Below are 26,482 nucleotides of genomic sequence, written 5' to 3' on the forward strand. Positions count from 1 at the left end.
CCCCGCACCCCGTCCGCGCTGACCCGGAACACCCGCCCATCCCTCTCATCCCATCCACCAGCCCCGTACCCCTGCGCCATCAGCCCGTCGGCCGAGGACACCCGCGCGTCGTGGCCGCCGCCGGCGTACCTCTGGGCGACGAGCTCCGCCAGGACCGCGGTGAGGGCACGCATGCGCGTGGGCTCTGTACGCAGGTTCGTGGCGGCGAGCCTGGCCAGCGGCGCGGAACGCCCGCCGAGCACGGCCCGCACCGCGTCCCTGGCGTCCTCCCTGGCCAGCAACGCACCGAGAGCGCAAAGCGGCAGCACCGACGACAACGCGTCCCGCAGCCGGGCCAGCGCGGCACCGCCGATGGTGACGCGCTCGCTGTAGGCGCTGGACCGGCACTCGTGGAAGATCTCCCGATCGCTGTACCGGCTCGGCCCAACGCCCAAGCGCTCCCGCCCAACGCCTCGCCCCGCCTCCCTCCCACCCAAGGACTCCCGCTCACCCGCTCCCACCCCACCCCGGAAGGCCCGCTCACCTGACCCCGCCCCACCTGAGGCCTCCCGCTGACCCGATCCCACCCCACCCGGGAACGCCCGCTCACCCGACCCCGCCTCGCCCGAGGGCTCCCGCTCGCCGAATACCGTGTGGCCACGCTCCGCCGCGACGCCGCCGACAGCCCTCGCGCTATCGCGGTCCCCTGCGCGACCGCGATCCAGCACCGCGCCACCGCGATCCACCGCCGGGCCGCCGAGGTCCCCGAGGTCCCCGAGGTCCGCCACCGCCTGTCTGGCCGCCTCGAACCACCGTGCCCGCTCCGGCCAGGGCGCGCGCTCGTAGCGTGTCCGGAGCTCCGCGATCTCAACTACTCCGGCCGGAGCGGGTGAGACGCCGGCCAGCGCGGTGAGCGGATGCGGCTCGGCGGCCGGCAGACGGCTGCGGGAGAGGATCACGGCAGCCCTGGAGGCACGAGCGTGTCCGGCGACAGCCTCCACCGACAGCCCGAGCTCATCGGACAGCTCGCCAACGGTCCGTCCCCCGGACGCCGCCCGCCACACCAGGAGCGCCCCCTCGGGCACGCGCACCCGCGCCCCATCGACCACCCGCTCAAGCACAGGCACCCGCTCAGGCCCATCTTGAGGCACGGACGGCCCAGCAGGCGCGTCCTCCCGATCCCCTGCCGAGGGCGGTTCGCGGAAGAGCGGGCTGGGCCAGACTCGGAGGTCGCGCTCGGGTGCGGCAGCGTCGAGGACGGTCTGCAGGCGCCGGATCAGCCACCCGCCGGCCTCGACCATCACCCGCTCGGTCCCCGGCTCGCCCACCCCAAGCGCGTCGGCGGACTCCGGGGCGAGCCGCGCGTAGAGCACCGGACCCGAGCCGGTGGACGCCGCTAAGTTGCGCAGGTGCCGATGGGCGGTCGCGGTCAGCAGCCTCGACCGCCTGGCCGTGCCGTCACCGGGCCGCCGCGCCAGCGGGTGGTTCGACATCGCCCGGTAGAAGCCCGGGTCGGCGACGAAGGCGGCATGCCGTACGGCCTCCTCGTCGTACGCCTCCGCGACCCCGCGCCGGGTGACGAGCCGGGCGGCGGCGTAGGCGCTCCTGGCTGCCGCACGTGCGGCGGCGGCCTCGACGACGGCGGACTGCCAGCGCCGCACCCAGCCGCCGAGCCCCAGCGACTCCAGCAACCGGATCTCCGCGTCCGCGAGCGGTACGCCCGTACGCACCGCCTTGAGGCAGCGCCTGGCCAGGGCCCGCCGTTCCGCTCCGAGGCGGAGCACGGACGTGCGCATGGCGGCGGCGCACTGCTCGAAGTGGCGGCGTTCGTAGGAGAGGCGGCCGTCGGCGGCGAGCAGGCGTCCGGCGAGGCGCGGCAGGTCGGGATGGCCGAGCCCGCCGAGCAGCCGGGCGGGCAGGGCGGCGCTGCGCATCATGAGCCACGGGTGCACCTCCACGACCAGATCTCCCCCACCGGCCGCGACCCGCCACGACAGCCCGCCATCCTCCCCGCAACGGCTCCCCCACGCCCCCTCCGGACCCGGCACCCCGGTCCCCGAGTCCCTCTCAGGACCCGGCTCCCTGATCCCCGTTGCCCCCTCGGGACCCGGCACCCCGGCACTCCGCTCCCCCTCTGGGCCTGGCCGGCCGGTCACCGTTGTCCTCTCAGCACTCCGGCCTGGGCCAGGTCGGCGGTCAGGCGGTCGCGGGCGGCCCCCGTCAGGCCGTCGAGCGCGTGCGGGTCGTCGGCGGCCAGCCGGGCCACCGGCGCGACCAGCCCCTGGTGGAGCCGGAACGAGCGCCCCGACCGCAGGTTGACGGCGAACGTCCCGTGCCCGCCCCCGGCCACGACCTCCACGCACGGATCCCAGCCGGGCCAGGAAGCCTCCCCTCCGGCGACGGAGCACGCGGCCAGCCGCCCCGGCAGCAGCCCGTGCAGCCGCTCGCGCCACAGCCCGATCAAGCCCGCCACCTCGTACGCGCACATCGTCTCGGGCGCGGCGAACTCGATCCACCGGGCCAGGTCGTTCGCGGCGTCCGGCGGGAACCGCACGCTGTGCCCCGCCCACGCCGAGCGGATCTTCATCCGGTACGGCCGCAGCCCGGCCGGCCGCACCCCGCCGGCCCCGTCGGCCAGCAGCTCGGCCGACTCCCCCACCACGCCCGCGGCCATCCCCGGCGCGCCCACCACGAGTTCGCACGTCACCGGGATGCCGGACGGGAGCGCGGCGAGCAGCCGGCGCAGGCTGACGGTCATCCCGTTGAGCCCGGTCACGGCGGCCAGGAAGTCGATCCGCGTCACCGTGATCGTCAGGCCGCGGCACCGGCCCAGCGCCTCAGCGGGGAACGCCGCCACCCGGACCGCGTCGAGCCATCCGGCCCACGGCCCGCGCGCCGGCGGCGGGCTCGCGCCCGTCACCCAGCGCACGGGCTCGCCGGTCTGCCACGACGGGCGGATCACCCGTTCGGGCGACCAGGCCAGCCACTGGACCCCGGCCAGTTCGGGGACACGGCGCAGGGCGGCGAGATGCTCGGCCACGAGCCGCCCGCACAGCGTCACCCGCTCCGCCCCCAGCGCCCGCACCAGCGCGAACGCGGCTGGGAGCTGGCCCGCGGAGGCCACCACGACGTGCGCCCGCCGCCCCGCGGCCACTGACCGCGCCAGCTCGATCTCGGGCCGGAACAGCTCGCACCGCCCGGCCGCGCCCAGCACGTCCCTGCTGCTCTGCGTGCTGCCCTCGGCCAGCTCCAGGCGGTCGATGCCGAGCCGGACGGCGGGGTCGGCGGCGAGCCGCAGCGCCGTACCGGCCGCTCTCAGATGAGCCTCGTCGAACGCCGCGCGCTCCAGGACGGCCGCCGCCGCCCGCCCGAGCAGCGCGGTGAGCTGATCGCCGGGCAGGCGTGCGGCGGCGGCCCTGAGGCGGGACGGGTCGGCGAGCCGCTCGACGACGTGTTCGTTGAGGTCGAGCACCTCGGTCCCGTCGGGCGGCACGACCGCGGTGGTGAAATCGGTGAGCGGGGGGACGATGAGCAGGTCCATCAACGGACCTCTCCCTTTTCTCGGCAGAATGTGATCGGCGCGCTCAATTCAGATATTTACAAGATCATTCTGCTCTGTCAACGAGTTCGCCGATGAGAAACAAATGAGACCGGCTATCGCCCCCAACAAACCCCGCCATAAGGGGCAACATCGTTTACTCTGCGTAGTACTTCCTGGACAACTACCCTAAGATATGAATGCATGAGGCCGCCTATTTCCTCGCCGCATAAACGCAGCAGCCACATTCTCCTGCCGCCCGGATAATCGCCGTTTCTCATTCAGGAAAGATGGGGTCAAAGGGGCGCGCCTTCCCCCAGGCGGGAGAAACCAGCTGATAGAAGGTGCTACGGAGGTGAAGGAGAGACGTGACGGCGAACGGGCGGCGGCGTGAGCTGCCGCGCATCTCGGCACCGGTGTTCGTGGCGGGCCTGGTCCTGGTCACCGCGGTGGTGATCACGCTGGACGTGGTCACGGGCACGGCGGTGCGGCTGTTCCCGCTGCTGATCTTCCTGCCGGCCATCGTCTCCGGCCTGGGCACGGTGCGGCAGACGGCGATCGCGTCGGTGTGGGTGGTCCTCGCGGTGGGGTTGACCGCGGCCGTCCTGCGCCAGGAGACGGACGACCTGCTGCTGGCGGCCGGGTTCACGGCCCTGTTCGGGGTGCTGAGCGTGTTCGGGTGCCGCTACCGCGTGCGGCGCGAGGAGGAGGTGCACCGGCTGCGCTCGGCGGCGGCGGCCCTGCAACGGCAGATCGTGCGCCCCCTGCCGCTGCGCACCCCCAACCTCGCCGTCGACGGCCTCTACCAGCCGGTCGAGGAGGACGCGCTGGTGGGCGGCGACATGTACGAGGTGTCCGCCTCCCCCTACGGCACCCGGGTCCTGATCGCGGACGTGCAGGGCAAGGGGCTGCCGGCGATCGGCACGGCGCTGGCGGTGCTGGGAGCGTTCAGGGAGGCCGCCTACCGGGAGGAGACGCTCATCGGCGTGGTCGACTCCCTGGAGAACGCCGTGGTCAGGCAGAACGCGTTCGCCACCCACAACGGCGAGCCCGAGCGGCTCGTCACCGCCCTCGTGCTCGACATCCGCCAGGAGCTGATGATCGAAGCGGTCGACTGCGGCCACATCGCCCCCTACGTCATCCACGGCGGGAAGGCCCTCCAGGTGAACCTCGGGGAGCCCGGCGTGCCGCTCGGCCTGGCCGCGCTGGCGGTCTCGCCGCGGCGGCGCGAGCGGTTCGCGTTCCCCGGCGGGGCGACGATGCTGCTGTGCACCGACGGCGTCACCGAGGCGCGCGACCCCGGCGGCGCGTTCTACCCGCTGGAGGAGCGCCTGCGCGCGTGGGCGATCGCCCCGCCCGCGCGGCTCGCCGAGGCGCTGTGCGCCGACCTGAGGGCCTTCACCAGGGCCGCGCCGCGCGACGACATCGCCGTGCTGACGCTGCGCAGGATCGCGCAGACGGCCGGGCGCGGCTCCGGCGAACCACTCGGAGACCCGGCTTCCACAACATCATGAACCGCACGCCCCATCCGCGCGTACCTACACACATCGGACACGTGGTCCATGGAGGTGTCGTGGAGCTCAGCCTCTTGCGGGCGCAGGCGCATAGCCCGTCGTACTTCTCACTGATGCGCAGCTCCTCTGGAGAGCGCGCCCCGGTGGACTTCTGCATCCCTTGCAATCCATATTTTCCAACCCCGGACATATTCGAGCACCTCGGGAGAAACCTGGAGACGATCCTCAAGTTCTATCCGAGCGACGCGGGCACGATCACCGAGGAGCTCTGCTCCACGCTCGGTCTCCATCCCAAGACCGTCGCCATGGGCAACGGCTCGACCGAGCTGATCACCTGGATCGACCACCTGCTGGTGCGCGAGAGCCTGGCGGTGCCCATCCCCACCTTCGGCCGGTGGACCGACCAGCCGCTGGAGACGGGCAAGCGGGTGGACATGTATCCGCTGCTGGAGAGCCGCAACTTCGCGCTCGACGTGCAGGACTACGTCTCGTTCATCCGCATGCGGGGCTCCAAGGTGGCGGTCATCTGCAACCCGAACAACCCCGACGGCGGCTATCTGCCCAAGCACGAGGTCCTGCGGCTGCTCGACGAGCTCATCGACCTCGACCTGGTGATCGTGGACGAGTCCTTCGGCGACTTCGTGGACGCGGAGCCGTACCCGGGGGTGGCCCACGAGGCCGCGGTCCGGCCGAACGTGATCGTGCTGCGCAGCCTGGGCAAGAACTTCGGCCTGCACGGCATCCGCTTCGGCTACATGGTCGCGAACCCGGCGCTGGCCGGTCGCGTCAGGGACGCGCTGCCCAAGTGGAACCTGAACTCGTTCGCCGAGGTCGTGGTGTTCATGATGCGGCAGTTCATGGGCGAGTACCAGGAGAGCCTCACGCGGCTGGGACAGGACAGGAGGGCGATGTTCCAGCAGCTCGGCACCATGCCGGGGCTGTCGGTGTTCGCGTCGCAGGGCAACTTCCTGCTGGTGAAGCTGCCACCGGGGCACGACGGCGTGCCGCTGCGCGACCACCTGCTCAGCGAGCACGGCGTGTACGTCAGGGAGTGCGGGAACAAGCTGGGCACCACCAGCCAGTTCCTGCGCCTGGTCGTACGCCCGCAGGAGGACGTGCGGCGGCTGCTCATCGGGATGACCCAGTTCCTGTATTCGGGCAGCCTGCACGAGATCCCCGTGATCGGCCTCCACCACCGGCACGTGAACCCGCTGTCCGCCTGACCCGCCACGTCGCGCGCCCGCCCCAGCACCCCCTCCCGGGCGCGCGGCGGGCGCCGGCGTGCGGATCAGCCGAACGGGTTGCCGGTCTCCTCCAGCCCCGTACGCCACGGCAGCCGGGTCTCCCGGTACCAGGAGGCCCTGGACCAGGCGTGCGGCGAGATCGAGAGCTGGTAGAGCTCGAAGTCGGTCTATCCGGCCTTCTTCCCCCTGAACTCGTCTGGGACGACAGCTGGTGCCCCGGGGTCCACGACTGGGCGAGCACGGCGCCGGCGCCCAGGTGCCGCTCGACCTCGCGCCCCGCCGCGTCGTGCCGGAACCGGATCGCCCCGCCCGCCGTGCGCAGCTCCGCCGCCCGCCCGGCCGCGTCGTAGCTCCACGCCGCCCGCGCCCCCGAGGGGCTACGCCGCCACACGCGCCGCCCGGCCGGGTCGTACGCGCTGGTCAGCGTGCGGCCGTTGCAGGTCTCCGCGAGGATCCGGCCGAGCGCGTCCCGGCCTCCCGCCGGAGACGACGGCACGGACGCGGGCCCGCCGCGGCTCGATCTCACTCCCACGCACTTCGTTCCCCGGCAACGCGACAGACTCCGACCGACGGGCACAGACAGCGCTCGGCACCGTATCCGGCGCTCGGACGGCGGCAGGAGGCCGCCGCATGGCGTCCGGCCGGATTTCACCTGTCGCTGGCCGTCGGGGGTAAGCTGTCCCGACTATCCCCTTACACCATAAAAAGATGGAAGGTTCCGTGGGCTCCAGCAAGGCAGATTCCGTCCGGCACCGCGATCACAGCGCCGCGGACAGCCACGATCTCATCCAGGTCCGTGGCGCCAGGGAGAACAACCTGACGGGCGTCTCCCTCGACCTCCCCAAGCGGCGTCTCACCGTCTTCACGGGGGTGTCCGGCTCCGGCAAGTCCTCGCTCGTCTTCGACACGATCGCCGCCGAGTCGCGCCGGCTGATCGACGAGACGTACACGGCGTTCATCCAGGGGTTCATGCCGAGCCTGGCCCGCCCGGACGTCGACTCCCTGAGCAACCTGAGCGCCGCGATCATCGTGGACCAGGAGCGGATGGGCGCCAACGCGCGCTCCACGGTCGGCACCGCCACCGACGCGCACACCATGCTCCGGATCATCTTCAGCCGGATCGGCCGGCCCCACGTCGGTCCCGCCTCCGCCTTCAGCTTCAACCGGGCCGAGGGCATGTGCCCCGAGTGCGAGGGGCTGGGCAAGGCGTCCGACATCGACGTGGACGAGCTGGTCGACCGCGAGCTGTCGCTGAACGAAGGGGCGATCAAGGTCCCCGGGTACGCGGTGGACACGTGGTACTGGCAGGTCATGGCCGGCTCCGGCCTGTTCGACCCGGACGCCAAGCTCAAGGACTACACCCCCGAGCAGTGGCAGGACTTCCTGCACAAGCCCGCCACCAAGATCAAGTACGGCTCGAACAACTTCACCTACGAGGGCCTGGTCAGCAAGGTCAGGCGGCAATACCTCGGCAAGGACCGCGAGTCGATGCAGACGGCGGCGCGGGCGTTCGCGGACCGGGCGGTCAAGCTCACCCTCTGCCCGTCGTGCGACGGCTCCCGCCTCAACGAGGCCGCCCGCTCCTCGCTGATCGGCGGCAGGAACATCGCCGAGTGCTCCGCGATCCAGATCAACGACCTGGCGGACTTCGTGCGCGCCATCGACGACCCCGCCGTCGGCCCGGTGCGGGAGGGGCTGAGCTCGACGCTGGACTCGCTGGTGGAGATCGGGCTCGGCTATCTGAGCCTCGACCGGGAGTCCGGCACGCTGTCGGGCGGCGAGGCGCAGCGGGTGAAGATGGTCCGCCACCTCAACTCCAGCCTGACCGACGTCACGTACGTCTTCGACGAGCCCACCGCCGGGCTGCACCCCCACGACATCCAGCGGATGAACAACCTGCTGCTCCAGCTGCGCGACAAGGGCAACACGGTGCTCGTCGTGGAGCACAAGCCGGAGACGATCGCGATCGCCGACCACGTCGTGGACCTGGGCCCGGGGGCGGGCACGGCGGGCGGGCAGGTCTGCTACGCGGGCGACCTGGACGGGCTGCGCGGCTCCGGCACGCTGACCGGCCGCTACCTCGACCATCGCGTACGGCTGCGCGAGCACGTGCGCGAGCCGGCCGGCTGGCTCCCGGTCAAGGGCGCCACCCTGCACAACCTGCGCGACGTGAACGTGGACCTGCCGCTCGGCGTGCTCACCGTGATCACCGGCGTGGCCGGGTCGGGCAAGAGCTCGCTGATCCACGGCTACGTCGCGGGCCTGGACGGCGTCGTCGTCGCCGACCAGTCGCCGATCCGCGGCTCGCGCAGGAGCAACCCGGCCACCTACACCGGCGTGCTCGACCCCATCCGCACGGCGTTCGCCAAGGCCAACGGCGTCAAGCCCGGCCTGTTCAGCGCCAACTCCGAGGGCGCCTGCCCGGCCTGCAAGGGCATCGGCCTCATCTACACCGACCTGGCGATGATGGCCGAGGTGGCCTCGGTCTGCGAGGAGTGCGAGGGCCGGCGGTTCACGCCCGAGGTGCTGGAATACCGGCTGCGCGGCAAGAACATCAGCGAGGTCCTCGCCATGCCGGTGGCCGAGGCGCGCGACTTCTTCACCACCGGCCAGGCCAGGACGATCCTCGACCGGCTGGTCTCGGTCGGCCTCGGCTACCTGGGGCTCGGCCAGCCGCTCACCACGCTGTCCGGCGGCGAGCGGCAGCGGCTCAAGCTGGCCATCCACATGGCCAGGAACGGCACCACGTACGTCCTGGACGAGCCGACCACCGGCCTGCACCTGGCCGACGTGGACCAGCTCCTGTCGCTGCTCGACCGCCTGGTCGAGGACGGCAACACGGTGATCGTGATCGAGCACCACCAGGCCGTGATGGCCCACGCGGACTGGATCGTGGATCTGGGTCCGGGGGCCGGTCACGACGGGGGCCAGGTCGTGTTCTCCGGCACGCCCGGTGAGCTGGTCGGCGGCGGCTCCTCGCTCACCGCGATCCACCTGCGGGACTACGTGGACCGCGACTAGGCGGCGGCCGACGAGGCGAGCGCGCCGCCGGCCGCGAACCGGTGGCGCGCGCCAGCCCTCAGACCGCGCCGTCCAGGCCCGCTCCCGCGACGGCTCTCAGACCGCCAGCCGGGCCGGCACCCGGGCGACGGCTCTCAGACCGCCAGCCGGGCCAGTACCCGGGCGAACTCCGGTGGCGGGGCCACCACGAGCCTGGTCTGGCCCCGCTGGTGCACGATGTCGGCCCTGATCAGGGTCAGCCGGCCGCCGTGCCACCAGTAGACCTGCGAGCTGAGCCCGTCCGTGCGCTCCGCGTGCACCCGCAGCCGCTCGATGGCGCGTACCACGCCGATCCCGTCCACCGGGTGGACCAGCAGCGTGTACGGGTCGGGCAGCACCACCAGCACCCCGTCGGCGGGCACCGGCAGCTCGTCGTCCAGCCAGCGCAGATGCGTGGCGGCCGACGGCGTCATGGCGGTCAGCCGGGTCACCGGCGTGCCGGACAGCTCGATGCCCTCCACCCACAGCCGGTCCTCGCGCCGGACGTTCGCGACGGCCACGTCCAGGGCCCGCACCGTGGGCACGGGCCAGCACCCGGCCTCCTCGGGGCGCACGGCGCGCGAGCCGACCGTCAGCAGCTCCACCAGGTCGGAGCTGAGGTGGCGGCCCACCACCCTGGTCAGGTCGGCCACCTCGTCCACGGACTCGACCCGGGCACGCAGCAGCGGCCTGGCCTGCTCCCAATCGCACACGTCCAGCCGCTCGGCGGCGGTGGACCCGATGGAGGCCACCGCGTGCGCGAGATGCTCGGAGACCAGCGTGGGCCAGTCCTCCCTGGCCCTGCGCCCCACCTCGCGCCGCAGCCCCGTCAGCCTGACGACCAGGTCGCTCTCGCCCGAGAGCGTCACGGAGGAGCCGTCACGGGCGAAGTCGTAGGCGTATCCAAGGGATTCGGCGACGAGCGCGAGCAGCGAATCAAGGTCAACGTCCTCGACAGGCCGGCGCGAGGGCTCGCGATCACGCCTGAACAAGTTCACGCGTTCTGTCCCCCTCTGTCGGATTCGTCCCTCCTACCTTGCCTGCTCCTCGTTGCGGAACGGACCAGCTAGGGAGCACGATTCGGTATCGATAACCCCAAGCATCCCCAGCCACACGCTCACCTGTGGTGACCCATGCCCCACGGGGAGCCCCGCCAAAAGAGGCACTCCGAGCGGAGTGAGCCGATCCTGGAGCACCGGGTAGGGATCGCCGCAGTCCACCCACGATCCGAGCGCGATTCCGCGCACCCCGTCGAACACCCCGGCCTGCAGAAGCTGGGTCAGCATCCGGTCGACCCGGTACGGCTCCTCGCCCACGTCCTCCAGGAACGCGATCTTCCCGTCGAACGACGGCTGCCACCGGGTCCCGCACATCGAGGCCAGCAGCGACAGGTTGCCCCCGCCGAGCACCCCCTCGGCCCGCCCCGGCACCAGCACCCGGTCCCCCTGGACGGTCTCCGGCGTGCCGAACAGCGCCGCCTGCAGGCTTTCCCAGGTCCGCGGCTCCGGCTGCTTCTCATTCGCCAGAACGTCGCAGGCCGGCATCGGGCCGTGCAGCGTGGGCACGCCGAGCTCGATGGCGAACGCGTTGTGCAGCGCCGTGATGTCGCTCGACCCGATGAGAATCTTGCGGCCGGCCGCGCGCATGGCGTTCCAGTCGAGCAGGCCGAGCAGGCGGCCGGCGCCGTACCCGCCTCTGCAGCAGAACACCGCGGAGACCGCCGGGTCGCACCAGGCGGCCTGCAGGTCGGCGGCGCGGGCTGCGTCGCTGCCCGCCAGGTAGTCGAGCCCCTGGCGGTCGAGCGCGTGCGCGCCGACCACCACTTTCAGCCCGAGGCCCTCCAGGCGCTCGACGCCGCGCCTGAGCAGGACGGCGTTGGGCGGACCCGACGGCGAGACGACCGCGACGGTGTCACCGCGCTGCATCGATCAGCTCCTCTCGATGATCTGCTTGACCAGTGTGGGCAGTGCCTGGCCGATCGGCTCGTTGATCACCTGATCGGCGAAGGGGTCATAGGGTGTGGGCTCGGCGTTGACGATCACCAGCCGGGCCCCCGCGTCGAGCGCCTCGCCGCACAGCCCGGCGGCCGGATGCACGGTCAGCGAGCTGCCGACCGCCAGGAAGAGCTCACAGGAGTGGGCCGCGATCCTGGCCGCCTCCAGCACGGCGGGCTTGAGCTGCTGGCCGAACGAGATCGTGTTCGACTTCTGGATGCCGCCGCAGCGCGGGCACGGCGGGTCCGCCTCGCCCGCGCGCACCCGGTCGAGCACCTCGGGCATGGGCGTGATCAGGTCGCAGGCGACGCACTCGGCGCGGTGCATGGTGCCGTGCAGCTCGATGACCTTCTCGGCCGCCGATCCGGCGCGCTGGTGCAGCTCGTCGATGTTCTGGGTGATGAGGGCGCGCAGCAGCCCGGCGTGCTCCAGATCGACCAGCGCGCGGTGCGCCGCGTTGGGCTTGGCGTCCCAGGCGGGATGCTCCAGCCTGGTACGCCAGGCCGCCCGCCTGATGTCCGGATCGGCCAGATAGTGGTCGATCGTCGCGGAGGCCGCGGCCTGCGGGTTCTTCGTCCATACGCCCTGCGGGCCCCGGTAGTCGGGAATGCCGGAGTCGGTCGATATCCCCGCTCCCGTCAGCACCGACACGCGCATTGGCTCGCTCACGCGGGAAACGGTGCCACACTTACCTCTCGTATGCGACTTCCGCCCCACATCCTCGTGGTCAACGGCATCAAGGTCCGCCGTCCGGTCTTCCTGATCGGAGCGCCGCACTCCGGCGCGGACCTGCTCGCCCGCGCCTTGAAACGATCTCCCGGCTTCCACGTGACGATGGGCCGCGCGAGCGTGGCGAACGTGGTCTACGCCTTCGCCCGCAAGCCCTCCATCGGCCGCACGCCCGGCGCGGTCCGCGTCCTGCGCGACGCGCTCGCCGAGTCGTGGCAGGTGCTGCCCCGATCGTGCGGCCAGTGCGCCGAGTCGTGCAGGGAGGCGGGCGGCGTCACGGGCACCGGTCCCTGCGTGGCATCGGCGGAGGTCACCCGGTTCGGCGACGGCAGCCCCGACCTGATCTACAGCGCCCCCGTGCTGCTCCAGGCGTTCCCCGACGCCCGTTTCGTGCAGCTCATCCGCGACGGCCGGGACGTGGCGGCCGGCATGCTGGCCGACCCGGCGTGCCTGGCCTGGTTCAAGCCGGCGATCCTGGCGGAGCAGACCGAGTTCCCCAACGCGTTCCTGGGCGTCAACAAGGACGAGCACCTCGACCGGTGGAAGGGCATGCCGGCGGCGGGCAAGAGCGCCCTGCGCTGGCGCAGCGCCGTCCGCATGAGCGCCGAGCTGCGCAGGACCCTGCCCGGCGACCAGCTCCTGACGCTGCGCTACGAGGACCTGGTGCTCAAGCCCGCGCAGTCGGTGGCCACGCTGACGGAGTTCTTGGAGACGCGGGTGTCGAAGGTCGTGCTGTACGGCGCCGGCGTCCCCAAGGTCGGCGCCTGGCGGACCGCGCTCGGGCGCGACGACCTGGAGCTGGTGGAGAAGGTGGCCCGCGAGGAGCTCAAGCGGCTGGGCTACCTGACGAGGTCAGCTTCTCGGCCATGAACGAACGACCGAGCTTGCAGCTCCTCGCCGTCGATGGCGTCGACGGTCCGGTCCGCGTCAGGCAGCGTGACTCACTGCCCAGCCCGCCACACCACGCGCGGCGATGTTACGGGCTGCGTTGACGTCGGCATGCTCAGCGAAGCCGCACGACGTACAGAGGAACGTTTCCTGGTCGGGCCGGTTGGCCCGACCGGTATGCCCGCAGGCCGAGCATTGCCGGCTGGTGTAAGCCGGGTCGACGTAGATCACGGCGACCCCGGCCCGGCGGGCCTTATAACCGATGAACGCTCCCAACTGGTGGAAGCTCCACGAATGCAGCGTGACCCGCTGGGGCTTGCGGAGCCGTACCCGGTCGCGGATGCCCTGGAGGTCTTCCAGGGCGATCCCACGGCCGGTGCGTTCTGCCTCGGTCACGATCTGCTTGGCGATGGTGTGGTTGGTGTCGGCCGCGAACCGTGCTTCCTTGCGGCGGCGTTTCTTCAGCAGCCGTCTGGCGCTCTTGGTCTGTTTGGCCTGCAACCGGCGGCGCAGTTCGCGGTTGCGGTGACGGACCGCGTTCAGGCCCTTGCCGCTGTAGCGGGTACCGTCGCCGGTGGCGGCGATGTTGGCAATGCCCAGATCGACGCCGAGAAACCCGTCCGGTTCGGTCACCGGCACGTCGGAGATCTCGCAGGTCGCATACAGATACCAGCCGCCGTCTCGGTGAACCAGATCCGACTCGCCCTTGCGGCAGGCGTTCAAGGTCTTGAGCTGCTCAGGTGAGCCGGTGAACGCGACATTCTTCAACCGCCCGCGGGTGGTCCAGATCGACACCGTTCGCGCCTGCATCAGCCAGGACAGGCACCGATCGTCGTAGGGCTGGGCCGCGTCCGGCCGGAAGGTGATCGGCCTGCTCTCGGCCCTGGTCCTGCGCTTGGTCCCCGGCGCGCCCACGTTCCCGGCCCTGAGGTTGGCGTGGAACGTGCGGTAGGCGTCGGCGACTTTTTTGATCACATGCTGGGCTGCCTGCGCAGCCAGCCCGCACTCGGCCTTGATCCAAGCATAGGTGTGTTCGCGCAGGTCGTAGTTGCGGAAGCAGCGCTGGGCGAAGGCCACCGCAGAGACCAGGTCAGCGGCCGTGTTGACGGCGTGCAGGGTGCCCTCCAGCGCCGCCGCCTGCTCGGGCGTCGGCAGGAGTTTCACCTGCACCACCAGCTTCACCATCGAACACATTATCATTCGGTCCATGTCACCTGGAGGAGAATCGAACCGTGGGTTTTCTGAGGGGACACACCGTCGTCGCCAGCCTCCACACCCATTTGGTCTTATCCTCACAGATCGGGCCGAGGCGTTCACCGAGGAGATCGATGCGTCGCTGCGAGAACATCGTGATCGAGGTGTGCGGCAGCTTCGGCGCCAGTCCCGGTCGCATTCAACGGCGGGCACGATCCCGTCCACCTGCTGGTCCACTACCCGCCCAAAGTCGCCCTGCCGGTCCTGGTCAACTCCCTCAAAGGCGCCTCGGCCCGGCTCCTGCGCAAAGAGTTCGGCCCGCAACGTCCGCCGATATCTGCAGGGTGGGCACTTCGGGTCTCCGTCGTATTTCGCCACGTCCTGCGGCAGCGCCCGCGGTCGATCACCGCGGAGTACATCGCGGAGTACATCGAGAACCAGAAACGGCGGGGCTAAGCAGCTCACGCGGACTGGCTGTCACGGCACCGCTCGGTCCTCGAAGCCCTCCCGCACTGCCGTTCCTCCCGGGTGTAGACAGTAGACGCCCGGGGTTCCACGCCAGCATCATGCTGAAGAGCTGAACTGGGTGCGGTAGAGCTCGGCGTAGAGCCCGCCGCGGGCCAGCAGTTCCTCGTGCCCGCCGCGCTCGGCGATGCGGCCGTCGTGCACGACGAGGATCTCGTCGGCCTCCCTGATCGTCGAGAGCCGGTGCGCGATGACCAGCGAGGTGCGGCCCTCCAGCGCGGTCTTCAGCGCCACCTGCACGGCCGCCTCGGACTCGGAGTCGAGATGCGCGGTGGCCTCGTCGAGCACGACCACGCGCGGCGCCTTCAGCAGGAGCCTGGCCAGCGCCAGGCGCTGCTTCTCGCCGCCGGACAGCCGGTAGCCGCGGTCGCCCACCACCGTGTCGAGCCGGTCGGGCAGCCCCTCCACGAGATCACCGATCTGCGCGGCCCTGAGAGCCTCCCAGATCTCCTCTTCCGTCGCCTCGGGCCTGGCATAACGGAGGTTGGCCTCGATCGTGTCGTGGTAGAGATGGGCGTCCTGCATGACCACGCCCACGGTGTCGCGCAGCGAGGCGAGCGTGGCGTCGCGCACGTCGAGCCCGTTGATCCGCACCGCGCCCTCGTTGACGTCGTAGAGGCGTGAGACCAGCGAGGTCATCGTCGTCTTGCCCGCGCCCGAGTGGCCGACGAGGGCGATGAGCTGACCGGGCCCGGCGGTGAACGAGACGCCCTTGAGCACCGGGTGGGAGGGGCCGCTGTCCTGCCTGGCCACCGACTCCAGCGAGGCCAGCGAGACCTCCTCGGCGGCCGGGTAGCGGAAGCGCACGTCGTCGAACTCGATCGTGACCGGCCCCCCGGGCACCGGCACCGCGTCCGGCTTCTCCGCCACCATGGGCTTGAGGTCGAGGATCTCGAAGACGCGGTCGAAGCTCACGAGCGCGGTCATCACGTCGACGTGCACGTTCGACAGGGACGTGAGCGGGCCGTACAGGCGCATCAGCAGCGCGGCCAGGGCCACCAGCGTGCCGAGCTCGAAGACGCCCGACACCGACAGCACGCCGCCGATGCCGTAGACCAGGGCGGTGGCCAGCGCCGCCACCAGGCCGAGCGCGACTCTGAACACGGTGCCGTACATGCCGACGGTCACGCCCACGTCGCGCACCCGGGCGGCCCGGCTGCCGAACACCTCGGCGTCGTCCTCCGGCCGGCCGTACAGCTTGGCGACCATGGCGCCCGCCACGTTGAAGCGCTCGGTGGTGACCGAGCTCATCTCGGCGTCGAGCTGCATCTGCTCGCGGGTCAGCGCCGACATGCGGCGGCCCACGAACTTGGCCGGCACGATGAAGATCGGCAGCAGCACCAGCGCGACCAGCGTCACCTGCCACGACAGCGCGATCATGGCGCCCAGCACGAGGACCAGGCTGACCACGTTGGCGACCACGGACGACAGGGTGCTGGTCAGCGCCCGCTGGGCGCCGATCACGTCGGTGTTGAGCCTGCTGACCAGCGCGCCGGTCTGCGCCCGCATGAAGAACGCCACCGGCATGCGCTGCACGTGGTCGAACACCTCGGTGCGCAGGTCGTAGATCAGGCCCTCGCCGATGCGGGCCGAGAACCACCGCTGCACCAGCGTCAGCCCGGCGTCCACCAGCGCCAGCGCGGCGATGGTGACGGCCAGCCCGACCACGACGCCCGGCTGCTTGGCCAGGATGCCGTCGTCGATGATCGCCTTCATCAGCAGCGGGTTGGCGACCACGATCACCGCGCCCGCCACGACGAGCAGCAGGAACGCCACGATGTGCCGGGTGTGCGGCTTGGCGTAGCGCGCGATGCGCCGGACCGTGCCCGGCCGCAGCCGCTGCTTGGTCACCGATTCGTCGCGCCGCAAGGACGCCATCTGAGGGCCGAAGCCCTTGCCCATCATCGTCATCCGGGGGATACCTCCTGCTCCCCCGGAGTCAGCGCCGCCGAGGCCTACGACGATTCCCGAGTCCGCTCACCGCGTAACCACGGCTCATCCGCGCCTGGCGCCACCGCGGCCCCATCCGCGTCCGGACCGCGCTTCGCCCCGCCGCGGCCCCGTCGTCAGCGGGACCCGCGTCTTGAACCGCGGCCGTCCCGTCGTCAGCGGGACAGCCTCGTGGACCGCAGCCGTCCCTTCCTCAGCCGAACAGCGCCCTGATGCGTGCGGCCTGCTCGATGCCCTCGGCCACACTCTGCTCCTCCAGGGTTCGCCCGCGCGCACCCTGGAGAAGTCGCTTCGTCGCCGCCGCCGCGTCCCTGTTGGTCGCGAGCAGCTCCGCGATCTTGTCTTGTACGGCCTGACCCAGGTCGCCCCCGGCGACCACGATCTCCGCGAGGCCGATGCGCATGGCCTCGTCGGCTCGCACGGTCCTGGCGGTCAGGCAGATGTCGATCGCCTTGGCCAGGCCCACCAGCTCGACCAGCGGCTTGGTTCCCGTCAGATCGGGGACCAGGCCCAGTGCGGGCTCCTTCATGCAGAACGAAACATCGTCGGCCACGATCCGCAGGTCACAGGCGAGCGCGAGCTGAAACCCCGCGCCGATCGCGTGCCCCTGCACAGCTGCGATGGATACGATCTCCGGGCGGCGCAGCCACAGGAACCCCGCTTGGGCCTGCCTGATGCGCTGCTCGAAGGTTGTGCCGTCGCTCTTGGCCGCCGAGCTGAACGAGCCCTGTCCTGGCACCCCCTCAGGTGTGAACATTCGCAGGTCGATCCCTGCCGAGAAGGACGGTCCCTCACCTTTCACGACGACGACGCGCACCTGCTCGGGCAGGCTCTCGCCGATGCGAGCCAGCTCCGACCATGTCGCGAACGTCTGTGCGTTGCGCTTTTCCGGCCGGTCCAGCGTGATCGTCGCAATCTCACCGTCCACCTCGAAGCGGACTCCGTCCACCGCCGAACTTCCGGCGGAGACCTCCTCCGTATACCCCCCGCGCTGTTGCGCCTGCGCTTCCGCCATCGCCCGCTCCCTGCGTCTTTGGCCGCGCACGGGTGCGTGGCCAAACTGCTGACCGTCGCGCCCGAGCCTACAGAATATCGTTCTGGCTCGGGCGCGACGGCGGCTGACTAGGGACGGGCGGCTGCGGTCGCACGTTCCGAGGCGGCCGTCAGCGCTTGGACTTGCCTCGGGTCGCCCCGCCGCGCCCGCGCAGAGTCACGCCGGACTCGCTAAGGATGCGATGGATGAACCCGTAGGACCGACCGGTCGAAGCGGCCAGGGCGCGGATGCTTTCGCCCGCGGCGTAGCGCTTCTTGAGATCGCCGGCCAGTTTTTCCCGGTCGGCCCCGGTGACCCGGGTGCCCTTCTTCAGTGTCTCGGCCACGAGTACCTCCTGTAGTGCCGGACTTCCGCAGCGTTACTCCGCCATGATCAGTCATTTCAGCGGGATCGGCTACCTACTCCACGGGAAAAGATCCGTACCCACTCAAATTAAGATCAGGCAAGTGCCACAAGATCGGAAAATTCGGCGCTCCATGCGTCTTCAGTTCCGTCAGGTAGCAAGATCACCCTATCCGGTGACAGGGCGTCAACGGCACCCTCGTCATGGGTGACTAGGACGATTGCTCCTGAATACGACCTCAGAGCATTGAGAACCTGCTCGCGGCTGACCGGATCGAGGTTGTTCGTGGGCTCGTCGAGGAGCAGGACATTGGCGCTGGAGAGCACCAGGATGGCCAGCGCCAGACGGGTCTTCTCGCCGCCGGACAGCACTCCGGCCGGCTTGTCGACGTCGTCGCCGGTGAACAGGAACGAGCCGAGCACCTTGCGCAACTCGGTGTCAGTGAACTCGCCGCCGGCCGAGCGCATGTTCTCCAGCAGCGTTCTGTCGCTGTCGAGCGTCTCGTGCTCCTGGGCGTAATAACCGACCTTGAGACCGTGGCCCGGGCGGATCGCGCCCGTGTCGGGCTCCTCGACGCCGCCGAGCAGCCGCAGCAGCGTGGTCTTGCCCGCGCCGTTGAGCCCCAGGATCACGACCCTGTGACCTCGGTCGATGGCCACGTCGACGTCGGTGAAGACCTCCAGCGAGCCGTAGGTCTTGGACAGGCCCTCGGCCATGAGCGGGGTCCGGCCGCACGGCTGCGGCTCGGGGAAGCGCAGGCGGGCCACCTTGTCGCTCTGGCGCTCCTCCTCGGTGCCCGACAGCAACCGGTGCGCACGGCGCATCATGTCCTGGGCGGCCTTGGCCTTGGTGGCCTTGGCGCGCATCTTGTCGGCCTGCGCGAGCAGCGCACCTGCCTGCTTCTCCGCGTTGGCGCGCTCGCGCTTCCTGCGCTTCTCGTCGGTCTCGCGCTGGGCGAGGTAGGACTTCCAGCCGACGTTGTAGTGATCGATCACCGACCGGTTGGCGTCCAGGTGCAGGACCTTGTTGACCGTCGCTTCAAGAAGGCCGACGTCGTGGCTGATGATCACCAAGCCACCTTGATGGGATCGCAAAAAATCGCGAAGCCACCCGATTGAGTCCGCATCTAGGTGGTTTGTCGGCTCGTCTAGAAGGAGAGTTTCCGCTCCGCTGAAAAGAATTCGCGCCAATTCCACGCGCCTTCGCTGACCGCCGGAAAGCGTTTGCAAGGGTTGTCCGAGGACTCTGTCCGGCAAGCCGAGACTGGAGGCGATCGAGGCCGCCTCTGACTCGGCCGAGTATCCGCCGAGCACATGCATTTGATCTTCGAGGCGGCCGTACCGCCTGACGGCTTTCTCCCGGGTGCGCTCGTCGGCGGAGGACATGCCGATCTCGGCCGCGCGCAGCTTGCGCAAGACCTCGTCGAGGCCCCTCGCCGACAGGATGCGGTCGCGGGCCAGCACCTCCAGATCGCCCGTGCGCGGGTCCTGGGGCAGGTAGCCGACGTTGCCGGAGGTGGTGACACTGCCGGCGGCGGGCATGCCCTCACCTGCGAGGACCCTGGTCAGCGTCGTCTTGCCCGCGCCGTTGCGGCCGACAAGCCCGATCTTGTCGCCGGGGTTGACCCGGAACGAGGCTTTCTCGATGAGCAGGCGCGCGCCCGCGCGCAGCTCGATGTCATTGGCGATGATCATATTGGCGGAACACTCCCGAGCTAGGAAACGAGGATTGGGCGTGCTGCGCCGGTCAATCGGGAGTATGCATACACATCAGTGTAGGGCCCCTCGCAGGGGCCCTACCTCTGGTTAACCTTCCGCCAGGTGCTTGCCGATCAGGGCCAGGTTGTGGATCGCCGCGAGGCCGTACTGCGCGGCGCTGTTGGTGCTGACGAACGGCGCCTCGTGCACCGGATGCAGCACCTCCGGGCCGTCCACGAGGGTCAGCTCCCAGTTCTCCTGGTGCTGCAAGGGGTTGCGGTTGAGCTGGTCGCCCTCCCCCAGCCGGAACTTGCGCCAGGCCCACGCGGCCAGCTCGGCGTCGCCGGTGCGCGCGGCCGCGTACGCGGTGAGCCTGCTGTGCGCCTGGATCAGCGAGATGCCGCTCAGCCGCTCCCCCACCTCCGCCTCCTGCTGCTCGGGCGTGGCCAGGTAGAGCCGGCAGTACTCCAGCCACGCCGCCTCGAAGCCGGGCACGTCCAGGCCGAGGCCGATGAGCTCGGCGCACATCTCGGGCAGCCCGAACAGCGACGACAGATGCGAGATCGAGATCTTGTCCGTGGTGGTGTCGAACCGCCCCGTGGCCAGGTCCAGGCGGCCCTCGCCGGTCAGGAAGCGGCGGGGCAGCGCGCCGATGTCGGCCATCGTGCCCAGCAACCGGTCTCTGGCCCGCTCGTCGCCGTGCCGCTCCCACCGGGTCAGCCAGGCCGCCGCCAGCGACCCCCAGTCGGTGCCGAGCCCGACCGACAGCGCCGACGGGTCCGGGGTGTAGACGTCCTCGCGCACCTTGCGCGTGGGGTCGATGACGACGAACGTCTCCTCGGGCGTGCTCAGCTCGTCCATCAGGTCGCCGGTGCGCTCGTCGGCGGTCAGGTAGTAGTAGAAGCGCCGGTAGGCGGCGTTGGAGATGCGCAGCTGCTTGCAGCTGCAGCCCCAGTGCTGCACGTTGTGCCGGCTGCCCAGGCCCTTCCACCTGCCGAGGTGGTAGACGTCCACCTCGCCGGTGTGGCGGGTCATGGCCTCGGCGAAGCGGAAGACCTCGGCCCGCCCGGTGCGCAGGTACTGCAGCCACAGCCACAGGTCGGGCGAGAGCTCGGAGTTGTCCCAGGCGTAGCCGCCCACATCGTAGCGCCAGGTGTGCCGGTCGCCGTCGTAGGTGTGCATGACGTCGCCGTAGTCCCAGAACCCGTACCAGCGGCGCTGCTCGCGCTCGCGGACGTACAGGTCGAACAGGAAGTCCAGCCGGTCCTCGATCCGCGCGTGCGCGGGCGTGGAGCGGTCGGGCAGCTCCCAGACGCCGAACACGCCCGCCGCGCGCATCCGCTCGGGGGTGACCGCGAGCAGCCCGGGGGCGTTCATGGCGGCCGCGTGCGCGGCCAGGTCCGCGGAGGAGGGCGTCGCGTCGTACGCGCGCAGGGTCAGCTCGTGCGTACGCGCCACGCCGTGCGGGTCGCCGAACCCGGGCTCGTAGTCCTCGTACGTGACCTCCAGGCCCTCCAGTTGCTCGGCGAAGGTGTCCTGGCCCATGCCGTCGTGGTAGAAGCGCAGGTCCATGGCCGGCGCGGACGGCGACCACAGCCAGACGGTCGCGGTGGCGAGGCCGGTGGCCGCGTTCCTGATGTCGAGCCTGGCGGGATGCAGCCGCCAGAAGTCGCGCAGCCCGAAGCCGAGGCCGCCGCTGACGCCGCCGGCGTAGCCGTAGCCGGCCGAGCGGGTGCCCGAGGGGATCGTCACCCACGAGTGGCCTGCGGCGGTGCGCTTGCGCAGGGTGAAGCCGTCGGCGGAGCCCTGGTCGAGGGTGTAGTCGTTCCAGGCGGGGATGAGGTGCAGGCGGGTGGCCACCTCGGGGTCGATCTCGCCGGCCGCCCTGCCCTCGACCTGCGCCCGCCGCGCGGACTCGCCGGGGTCGCGGCGCAGTCCCGTCAGCCCGCGCACGGCCTCGGTGAGGAAGCCCTCGGTCCCGGCCAGCCGCACGTGCCTGTCGTGGAGCTCGTCGCGCATGACGACGTCGGCCCGCAGGCCGAGCCCGGCCAGGAAGTCGCGCTCCGCGTCGCCGTCCCAGACGAACGTGTGCATGATCCGCACGTTCTCCGCGCCCGCGTAGAAGTACAGGCGCACGGTGAACGGCAGCCAGTCGCCGTGCCGGCCCTCCAGCCGCACCACGGCGCGCACGGGGCCGTCCTGCTCGACCGTGACCAAGGTGACCTGGCCGGTGCTCTGCTCGCGGGCCGCCTGGCCGCCCTCGTCGGGGGTGGGCTCGCTCTGCCGGAGGCTGACCAGGCGGACGTCCCTGGCGATCTCGCGGCTCCCGCGCGAGATCGAGCGGGCCAGCGTTCCGCCGGACTCCTCGATCGTCCAGGTGACCACGCCGGTGCTCACGCGCAGCACGCCGCCGTCACGCACGACGGTGACGGGGACGGCGGGCTCCGCGGGCTGGGCGGGGTCGATGACCGGCTCGATCCGGTACGCCTCCGCGGCCGGCCGCGCGCCGATCGCGTGCGCGGACCACTTGACCGACCCGTCGGGCCAGGTGGCGGTCACCCAGCTCTGCACGGGCACCTCGCCCCCGTTCGCGTCGGCCAGCGCGAACGGCGTGTCCCGCCCGACCGCGCCCCGCGGCCACGGAACCCCCCAGGTCACCCCTTCCTCTCCCGGCCGGTCCAGCCAGCGAAGCGCGGCCTCCTCACGGCCAAGATGCTGCGTCAAATCGTTTCCTCGCTCACGTGATCTCCTTCAGCCGTGCGGCCACGATCGCGGCCACCTCGTCGGCGCCGCGGAAGCAGAAATGGGTGTCGTCGGCCACTCCGCCGGGATAGAGCGGATGCGCGCCCGGCGGGAAATGGGTGAACAGGGCCTTCGAGCCGTCCGGGCCGAGCCGCTCGTACAGCTCGGTGGTCGCGGCGGTCAGGTCGATCAGCGGCACGCCCGCGGCGGCGGCCAGCGCGCGCACCTGGCCGGGGTAGCCGCCGTGGGTCGGCGCCAGCCGATCGCCCTCGAACCGGCGCCGCTGCACGGGCGTGCACAGCACCGGCAGCGCCCCGGCCCCGCGCGCCTCCTCGACGAAGGCGCGCAGGTTGTCCTGGTAGGGCAGCTCGGGCTCTTTCTGGTCGTTGTGCCCGAACTGGAGCACCACCAGGTCGCCCGGGGCGATCTCGCGCAGCAGCGCCGCCCACAGCCCCTCGGCGCGGTGGCTGGCCGTGGTGGCGCCGCCCTTGGCGAAGTTGCGCACCGGGCCGCCGACGTAGGGCCCGAGCTGCGCCCCCCACCCGGACATCGGTGCCTCGAAGGCCGGGCAGGAGGCGACCGTCGAGTCGCCCGCCAGCAGGACGGTGCGGGTCACTCCTTGACGCCCCCGATCAGCACGCCCTTGGCGAAGTGCTTCTGCAGGAACGGGTAGAAGAACAGGATCGGCAGCGTCGCGATGACGATGACCGCGAACTTCAGCCCCTGCTCCGGCGGGATCCAGGTCCTGTCCATCTGCGCCAGGGCGGCCGCGGCGTCGGTGTTGGTGAGCTGGCGGACGAGGATCTGCAGCGTCCACTTGTTCGGGTCGGTGATGTACAGCAGCGGCGACATGTAGTCGTTCCAGATCGCCACCGCGTAGAACAGCGAGAACGTCGCGATGATCGGCTTGGACAGCGGCAGCACGATCTTGAAGAAGACGCCCATCTCGTTGCAGCCGTCGATCCTGGCCGCCTCCTCCAGGGCCTGCGGCAGCTCCTGGAAGAAGCTCTTCACGATGATCAGGTAGAACGGGTTGATCGCCAGCGGCAGGATCAGCGCCCAGTAGCTGTCGAGCAGCCCCAGGTCGCGCACCACCAGGTAGGTGGGGATCATGCCGCCGGAGAACACCATCGTGAAGATGACCAGGTTCAGGACCAGCGCCCGGCCCGGCAGGTACCGCTTGGCCAGGGGGTAGGCCATGGTGAAGGTCAGCAGCACCTGCACCACCATGCCGACCGCGGTCACGCCGATGGTCGTGAGCAGGGAGCGGACGAAGGTGGGGGTGGCGAAGATGTACGCGTACGACTCCGTGACGATCTTCTCCGGCCACAGGAAGAACGGCCGCGCGGCGATCTCCGCCTCGCCGGCGAACGACGCGGCCAGCACGTACAGCATCGGCAGGATCGTGATCAGCGCCAGGCCGACGAGGACGACGATGTTGAGCATGTCGAACACGCGGCTGCCGGCCGAGCTGGTGTTGTTCGCTGCCAGCTCGGTCTTCTTCTTGGTCTGAGTCATGGTGGCCATGCCAGGGCTCCTTAGAACAGTCCCCGCTGGCCGAGGCGCTTGGCCAGCCAGTTGGAGCCGAAGATCAGGACGACGCCGGCCACGCCCTTGAACAGGCCGACCGCGGTGGAGTAGCTGATGGCGCCGTTCTGGATGCCGGCGTAGTAGACGTAGGTGTCGAACACGTCCGCGACCTCGCGGTTCAGCGAGGTGGTCATCAGCCAGATCTGCTCGAAGCCGGTGTCCAGCAGGTTGCCGGAGGCGAGGATGGCCATGACCACGACCGTCGGGCGGATCGCGGGCAGCGTGACGTGCCAGAGCTGGCGGAAGCGGCCCGCGCCGTCCATGCGGGCGGCCTCGTACAGGTTGGGGTCCACGCCAGCCAGCGCGGCCAGGTAGATGATCGTGCCCCAGCCCGTCTGCTTCCACAGCTGCTGCAGGATGATCAGCGGCCGGAACCACTCTTCCTGCGCCATGTAGTCGATCTTGGCGGTGTCGCCGAGGAGGTCGCGCATCCAGGCGGCCAGCACGCCGAAGTCGGCGGAGAAGAGCACGTACGTCAGGGACGCGACGATGGTCCAGGACAGGAAGTGCGGGATGTAGACGAGCGACTGGACCGAGCGCTTGAGGAAGTTGATCCGCAGCTCGTTCAGCAGCAGCGCGACGACGATCGGCGCGGGGAAGACGAAGACGATGTGCAGCAGCGCCAGGAACAGCGTGTTGAACATCAGCCGGCCGAAGTCGGGGCCGGAGAGGAGGGCCTCGAAGTGCTTGAGGCCGACCCACGGGCTGCCCGAATAGCCGAGGAAGGGCAGGAAGTCCTGGAACGCGATCGTCACGCCGTACATCGGCAGATATTTGAAGATCACGAAGTAGGCGAGGCCCGGCAGGAGCATCAGGTAGAGCCAGCGATAGCGCCGCAGCGCGGTGCCGAGCGGCACCTTGTCGGCCCGCTTCGGCTTCCTCGCCTTGGGCGCCGCCTTCGCGGGAGGCGTCGCCAGGTCGGTGGCCACAGCGGCCTCCTTTCATGGAGGGGCCCGGAAGCTCCCGGGCCCCTCAGGCGTCGTGACTACTTGGGCAGCTTCGCGAGCAGGTCGTTGACCTCGGTGGTCACCTGGGTGCCACCGCCGTCGTACCAGCGCTTGATCTCGCCCTTGAACTGCTCCTCCGTCATGGCGCCCGACAGGTACTTGACCCGCGCGTCAGAGACGATCTTGTCGATCTGCGGGCCCTTCTCGATCGCGGCGGGCGCGACCACGGGCAGCCCCACGTTGTGGACGGCCGTCTTGAGGTCCTCCGCCATCAGCTCGTTCTGGAGCTTGATCATGTTCTTGTACGCCTCACCGGACGGGACGCGCATGTAGGCGATGCCGCCGATGTCCATCGTGCCCTTGGTGCTGAGCTGGATGAAGGCGTCGTCCACGTTGTCCTGGACGGTCTTGACGGCCGGGTCGTCCTCGTTGATCAGCGCGGCGGTGTCGCCGTTCTCGACCTTGAAGTTGCGGCCCTCGATGCCGTTCTGGAGCAGGACCTGGCCTTCCTTGGTGGCCAGCTTGTCCAGCGTCTTCAGCACGTTGTCCAGCTCGGCCTCGGTCCGCACGCTCTGCTTGGAGATGGCGAGGGAGTCGGCGTAGCCGGTGAACGGGTAGGAGAACTTCTGGCCGTCGGCCCGCTTCAGGTTGCCGACCATGGCGACCTTGTTGCCGTAGTCCTTGTCCCCCGAGTCCTTGAACAGGTCGAGGACCTGGCGGGAGCGGATGTTCACGTCGATGATCATGCCACCCCTGCCGTGGAAGAACGGCTCGTTCCACTTGGCGGAGTCGAGGGTGGCGAAGTCGGGGTTGACCAGGCCCTCGTCGACCATCTTCTTCAGCCACTTGTTGGCCTCGAGGAACTCCGGCGTGTCGAACCCGGGCACGACCTTGCCGTTGCGCTCGCCCCAGCCGTTGGGGGCGCCGAACCAGGTCTCGATGACGTCGTACGGGCTGGCGCTGGCGTAGTTACCCGGCCACTTCGGGATGATGAGCCCGTAGGTGTCCTTCTTGCCGTTGCCGTCGGGGTCCTTCTCCGCGAACGCCTTGGCGACCTGGTAGAAGTCCTCGACCGTCTCCGGCTCCTTGAGCCCGACCTTCTCGAGCCAGTCCTTGCGGATGACGATCGCCGAGCGCAGCAGGGGCCGCATCCGGTAGAGACCGTAGGTCTTGCCGTTGATGGAGGAGTTGAGCGCGGCCTGGGCGTTCGCCGGCTTCAGGTTCGGATACTTGTCGAGCTTGTCGGTCAGGTCCCAGAACGCTCCGGCCTGCGCGGCCTTCACGAACGCCGGCAGGTGCGGGTCCACCACGACGACCTGCGGAATGTTGTCCGAGGCCAGGGTGACGTTGATCTTCTCGGTGTACTCGGCGTTGGGCACCCAGGTGACCTTGAGCTTCTTGCCGAGGAACTTCTCGATGGCCTGCTGCAGCTCGCCTGTCGGCTCGGGCGCAGTGCCGAACAGCTTCGACATGAACGTGATCGTGTTCGGGTCGGACTGAGGCGCGTCGCCACCG

General features: G+C 70.3%; 19 protein-coding genes and 1 pseudogene. 5 read left to right on the top strand and 15 right to left on the bottom strand.

Annotated elements, in window-relative coordinates:
* Both ABEA43_RS52700 and ABEA43_RS52705 read right to left on the bottom strand, forming a co-directional pair.
* On the bottom strand, positions 1 to 1,937 hold a 1,937-nt coding region (locus ABEA43_RS52700; RefSeq protein ID WP_425570592.1), incomplete at its 3' end, for a hypothetical protein.
* Positions 1,938 to 2,131: 194 nt separating this feature from the next.
* Positions 2,132 to 3,520: a hypothetical protein gene (locus ABEA43_RS52705; protein WP_345574172.1), complete on the bottom strand. Its 1,389-nt coding sequence runs from the start codon at positions 3,518 to 3,520 to the stop codon at positions 2,132 to 2,134.
* A 365-nt stretch (positions 3,521 to 3,885) separates the two neighbouring features.
* Here ABEA43_RS52705 and ABEA43_RS52710 point away from each other — a divergent pair, with 365 nt between their 5' ends.
* From ABEA43_RS52710 to ABEA43_RS52720, 3 genes are all read left to right on the top strand, one after another.
* Entirely contained in the window at positions 3,886 to 5,031 is a 1,146-nt protein-coding gene (locus tag ABEA43_RS52710; protein WP_345574174.1) for a PP2C family protein-serine/threonine phosphatase, read from the top strand.
* Between the two features lie 59 nt (positions 5,032 to 5,090).
* Entirely contained in the window at positions 5,091 to 6,254 is a 1,164-nt protein-coding gene (locus ABEA43_RS52715) for a pyridoxal phosphate-dependent aminotransferase (protein WP_345574176.1), read from the top strand.
* 729 nt (positions 6,255 to 6,983) lie between these two features.
* Complete coding sequence (locus ABEA43_RS52720) at positions 6,984 to 9,296, top strand: ATP-binding cassette domain-containing protein (RefSeq protein ID WP_345574178.1); 2,313 nt, start codon at positions 6,984 to 6,986, stop codon at positions 9,294 to 9,296.
* Between the two features lie 134 nt (positions 9,297 to 9,430).
* Here ABEA43_RS52720 and ABEA43_RS52725 read toward each other — a convergent pair whose 3' ends face one another.
* From ABEA43_RS52725 to ABEA43_RS52735, 3 genes are read right to left on the bottom strand one after another with little or no spacing between them, the layout of a single operon-like run.
* Positions 9,431 to 10,312 carry a hypothetical protein gene (locus ABEA43_RS52725; protein ID WP_345574180.1) on the bottom strand — a complete coding sequence of 294 codons (882 nt, stop codon included), beginning with the start codon at positions 10,310 to 10,312 and terminating at the stop codon, positions 9,431 to 9,433.
* A gap of 33 nt (positions 10,313 to 10,345) precedes the next feature.
* A complete protein-coding gene (locus ABEA43_RS52730; RefSeq protein ID WP_345574182.1) occupies positions 10,346 to 11,239 on the bottom strand; it encodes a S66 peptidase family protein in 894 nt (297 codons plus the stop codon).
* Positions 11,240 to 11,242: 3 nt separating this feature from the next.
* Positions 11,243 to 11,965, bottom strand: coding sequence for an SIR2 family NAD-dependent protein deacylase (locus tag ABEA43_RS52735; protein ID WP_345574405.1), 723 nt, complete (start codon positions 11,963 to 11,965; stop codon positions 11,243 to 11,245).
* A 42-nt stretch (positions 11,966 to 12,007) separates the two neighbouring features.
* Between ABEA43_RS52735 and ABEA43_RS52740 the strand changes: the two genes are divergently transcribed.
* Complete coding sequence (locus ABEA43_RS52740; RefSeq protein ID WP_345574184.1) at positions 12,008 to 12,907, top strand: sulfotransferase family protein; 900 nt, start codon at positions 12,008 to 12,010, stop codon at positions 12,905 to 12,907.
* Between the two features lie 57 nt (positions 12,908 to 12,964).
* Here the strand turns inward: ABEA43_RS52740 and ABEA43_RS52745 are convergent, their stop codons facing one another.
* Positions 12,965 to 14,110, bottom strand: a complete 1,146-nt coding sequence (locus ABEA43_RS52745) for an RNA-guided endonuclease InsQ/TnpB family protein (RefSeq protein ID WP_345574186.1) — start codon at positions 14,108 to 14,110, stop codon at positions 12,965 to 12,967.
* A 47-nt stretch (positions 14,111 to 14,157) separates the two neighbouring features.
* On the opposite strand from ABEA43_RS52745, the pseudogene tnpA reads away from it, so the two are divergent.
* Positions 14,158 to 14,575 (top strand): annotated as a pseudogene (tnpA, locus tag ABEA43_RS68405) (IS200/IS605 family transposase).
* A 108-nt stretch (positions 14,576 to 14,683) separates the two neighbouring features.
* Here tnpA and ABEA43_RS52755 read toward each other — a convergent pair.
* The 9 genes from ABEA43_RS52755 to ABEA43_RS52795 all read right to left on the bottom strand — a co-directional run bounded on the left by ABEA43_RS52755 (position 14,684) and on the right by ABEA43_RS52795 (position 26,439).
* Positions 14,684 to 16,555, bottom strand: a complete 1,872-nt coding sequence (locus ABEA43_RS52755; RefSeq protein ID WP_345574188.1) for an ABC transporter ATP-binding protein — start codon at positions 16,553 to 16,555, stop codon at positions 14,684 to 14,686.
* Positions 16,556 to 16,787: 232 nt separating this feature from the next.
* Complete coding sequence (locus ABEA43_RS52760) at positions 16,788 to 17,609, bottom strand: enoyl-CoA hydratase/isomerase family protein (RefSeq protein ID WP_345574190.1); 822 nt, start codon at positions 17,607 to 17,609, stop codon at positions 16,788 to 16,790.
* Positions 17,610 to 17,757: 148 nt separating this feature from the next.
* Positions 17,758 to 17,973: a helix-turn-helix domain-containing protein gene (locus ABEA43_RS52765; RefSeq protein WP_020547488.1), complete on the bottom strand. Its 216-nt coding sequence runs from the start codon at positions 17,971 to 17,973 to the stop codon at positions 17,758 to 17,760.
* A 113-nt stretch (positions 17,974 to 18,086) separates the two neighbouring features.
* Entirely contained in the window at positions 18,087 to 19,685 is a 1,599-nt protein-coding gene (locus tag ABEA43_RS52770) for an ABC-F family ATP-binding cassette domain-containing protein (RefSeq protein ID WP_345574193.1), read from the bottom strand.
* A gap of 111 nt (positions 19,686 to 19,796) precedes the next feature.
* Complete coding sequence (locus ABEA43_RS52775) at positions 19,797 to 22,412, bottom strand: exo-rhamnogalacturonan lyase family protein (protein ID WP_345574194.1); 2,616 nt, start codon at positions 22,410 to 22,412, stop codon at positions 19,797 to 19,799.
* A 13-nt stretch (positions 22,413 to 22,425) separates the two neighbouring features.
* Positions 22,426 to 23,046, bottom strand: a complete 621-nt coding sequence (locus tag ABEA43_RS52780) for a rhamnogalacturonan acetylesterase (protein WP_345574195.1) — start codon at positions 23,044 to 23,046, stop codon at positions 22,426 to 22,428.
* Positions 23,043 to 23,957: a carbohydrate ABC transporter permease gene (locus tag ABEA43_RS52785; RefSeq protein WP_345574196.1), complete on the bottom strand. Its 915-nt coding sequence runs from the start codon at positions 23,955 to 23,957 to the stop codon at positions 23,043 to 23,045. The genes ABEA43_RS52780 and ABEA43_RS52785 overlap by 4 nt, the downstream gene beginning before the upstream one ends.
* Positions 23,958 to 23,968: 11 nt before the next feature.
* Positions 23,969 to 24,949, bottom strand: a complete 981-nt coding sequence (locus ABEA43_RS52790; RefSeq protein ID WP_345574198.1) for an ABC transporter permease — start codon at positions 24,947 to 24,949, stop codon at positions 23,969 to 23,971.
* 56 nt (positions 24,950 to 25,005) lie between these two features.
* Complete coding sequence (locus tag ABEA43_RS52795; protein ID WP_345574199.1) at positions 25,006 to 26,439, bottom strand: extracellular solute-binding protein; 1,434 nt, start codon at positions 26,437 to 26,439, stop codon at positions 25,006 to 25,008.
* Positions 26,440 to 26,482: the final 43 nt, after the last annotated feature.

Origin of the sequence: Nonomuraea rosea, from assembly GCF_039539705.1 — a bacterium.
Lineage (GTDB): Bacteria > Actinomycetota > Actinomycetes > Streptosporangiales > Streptosporangiaceae > Nonomuraea > Nonomuraea rosea.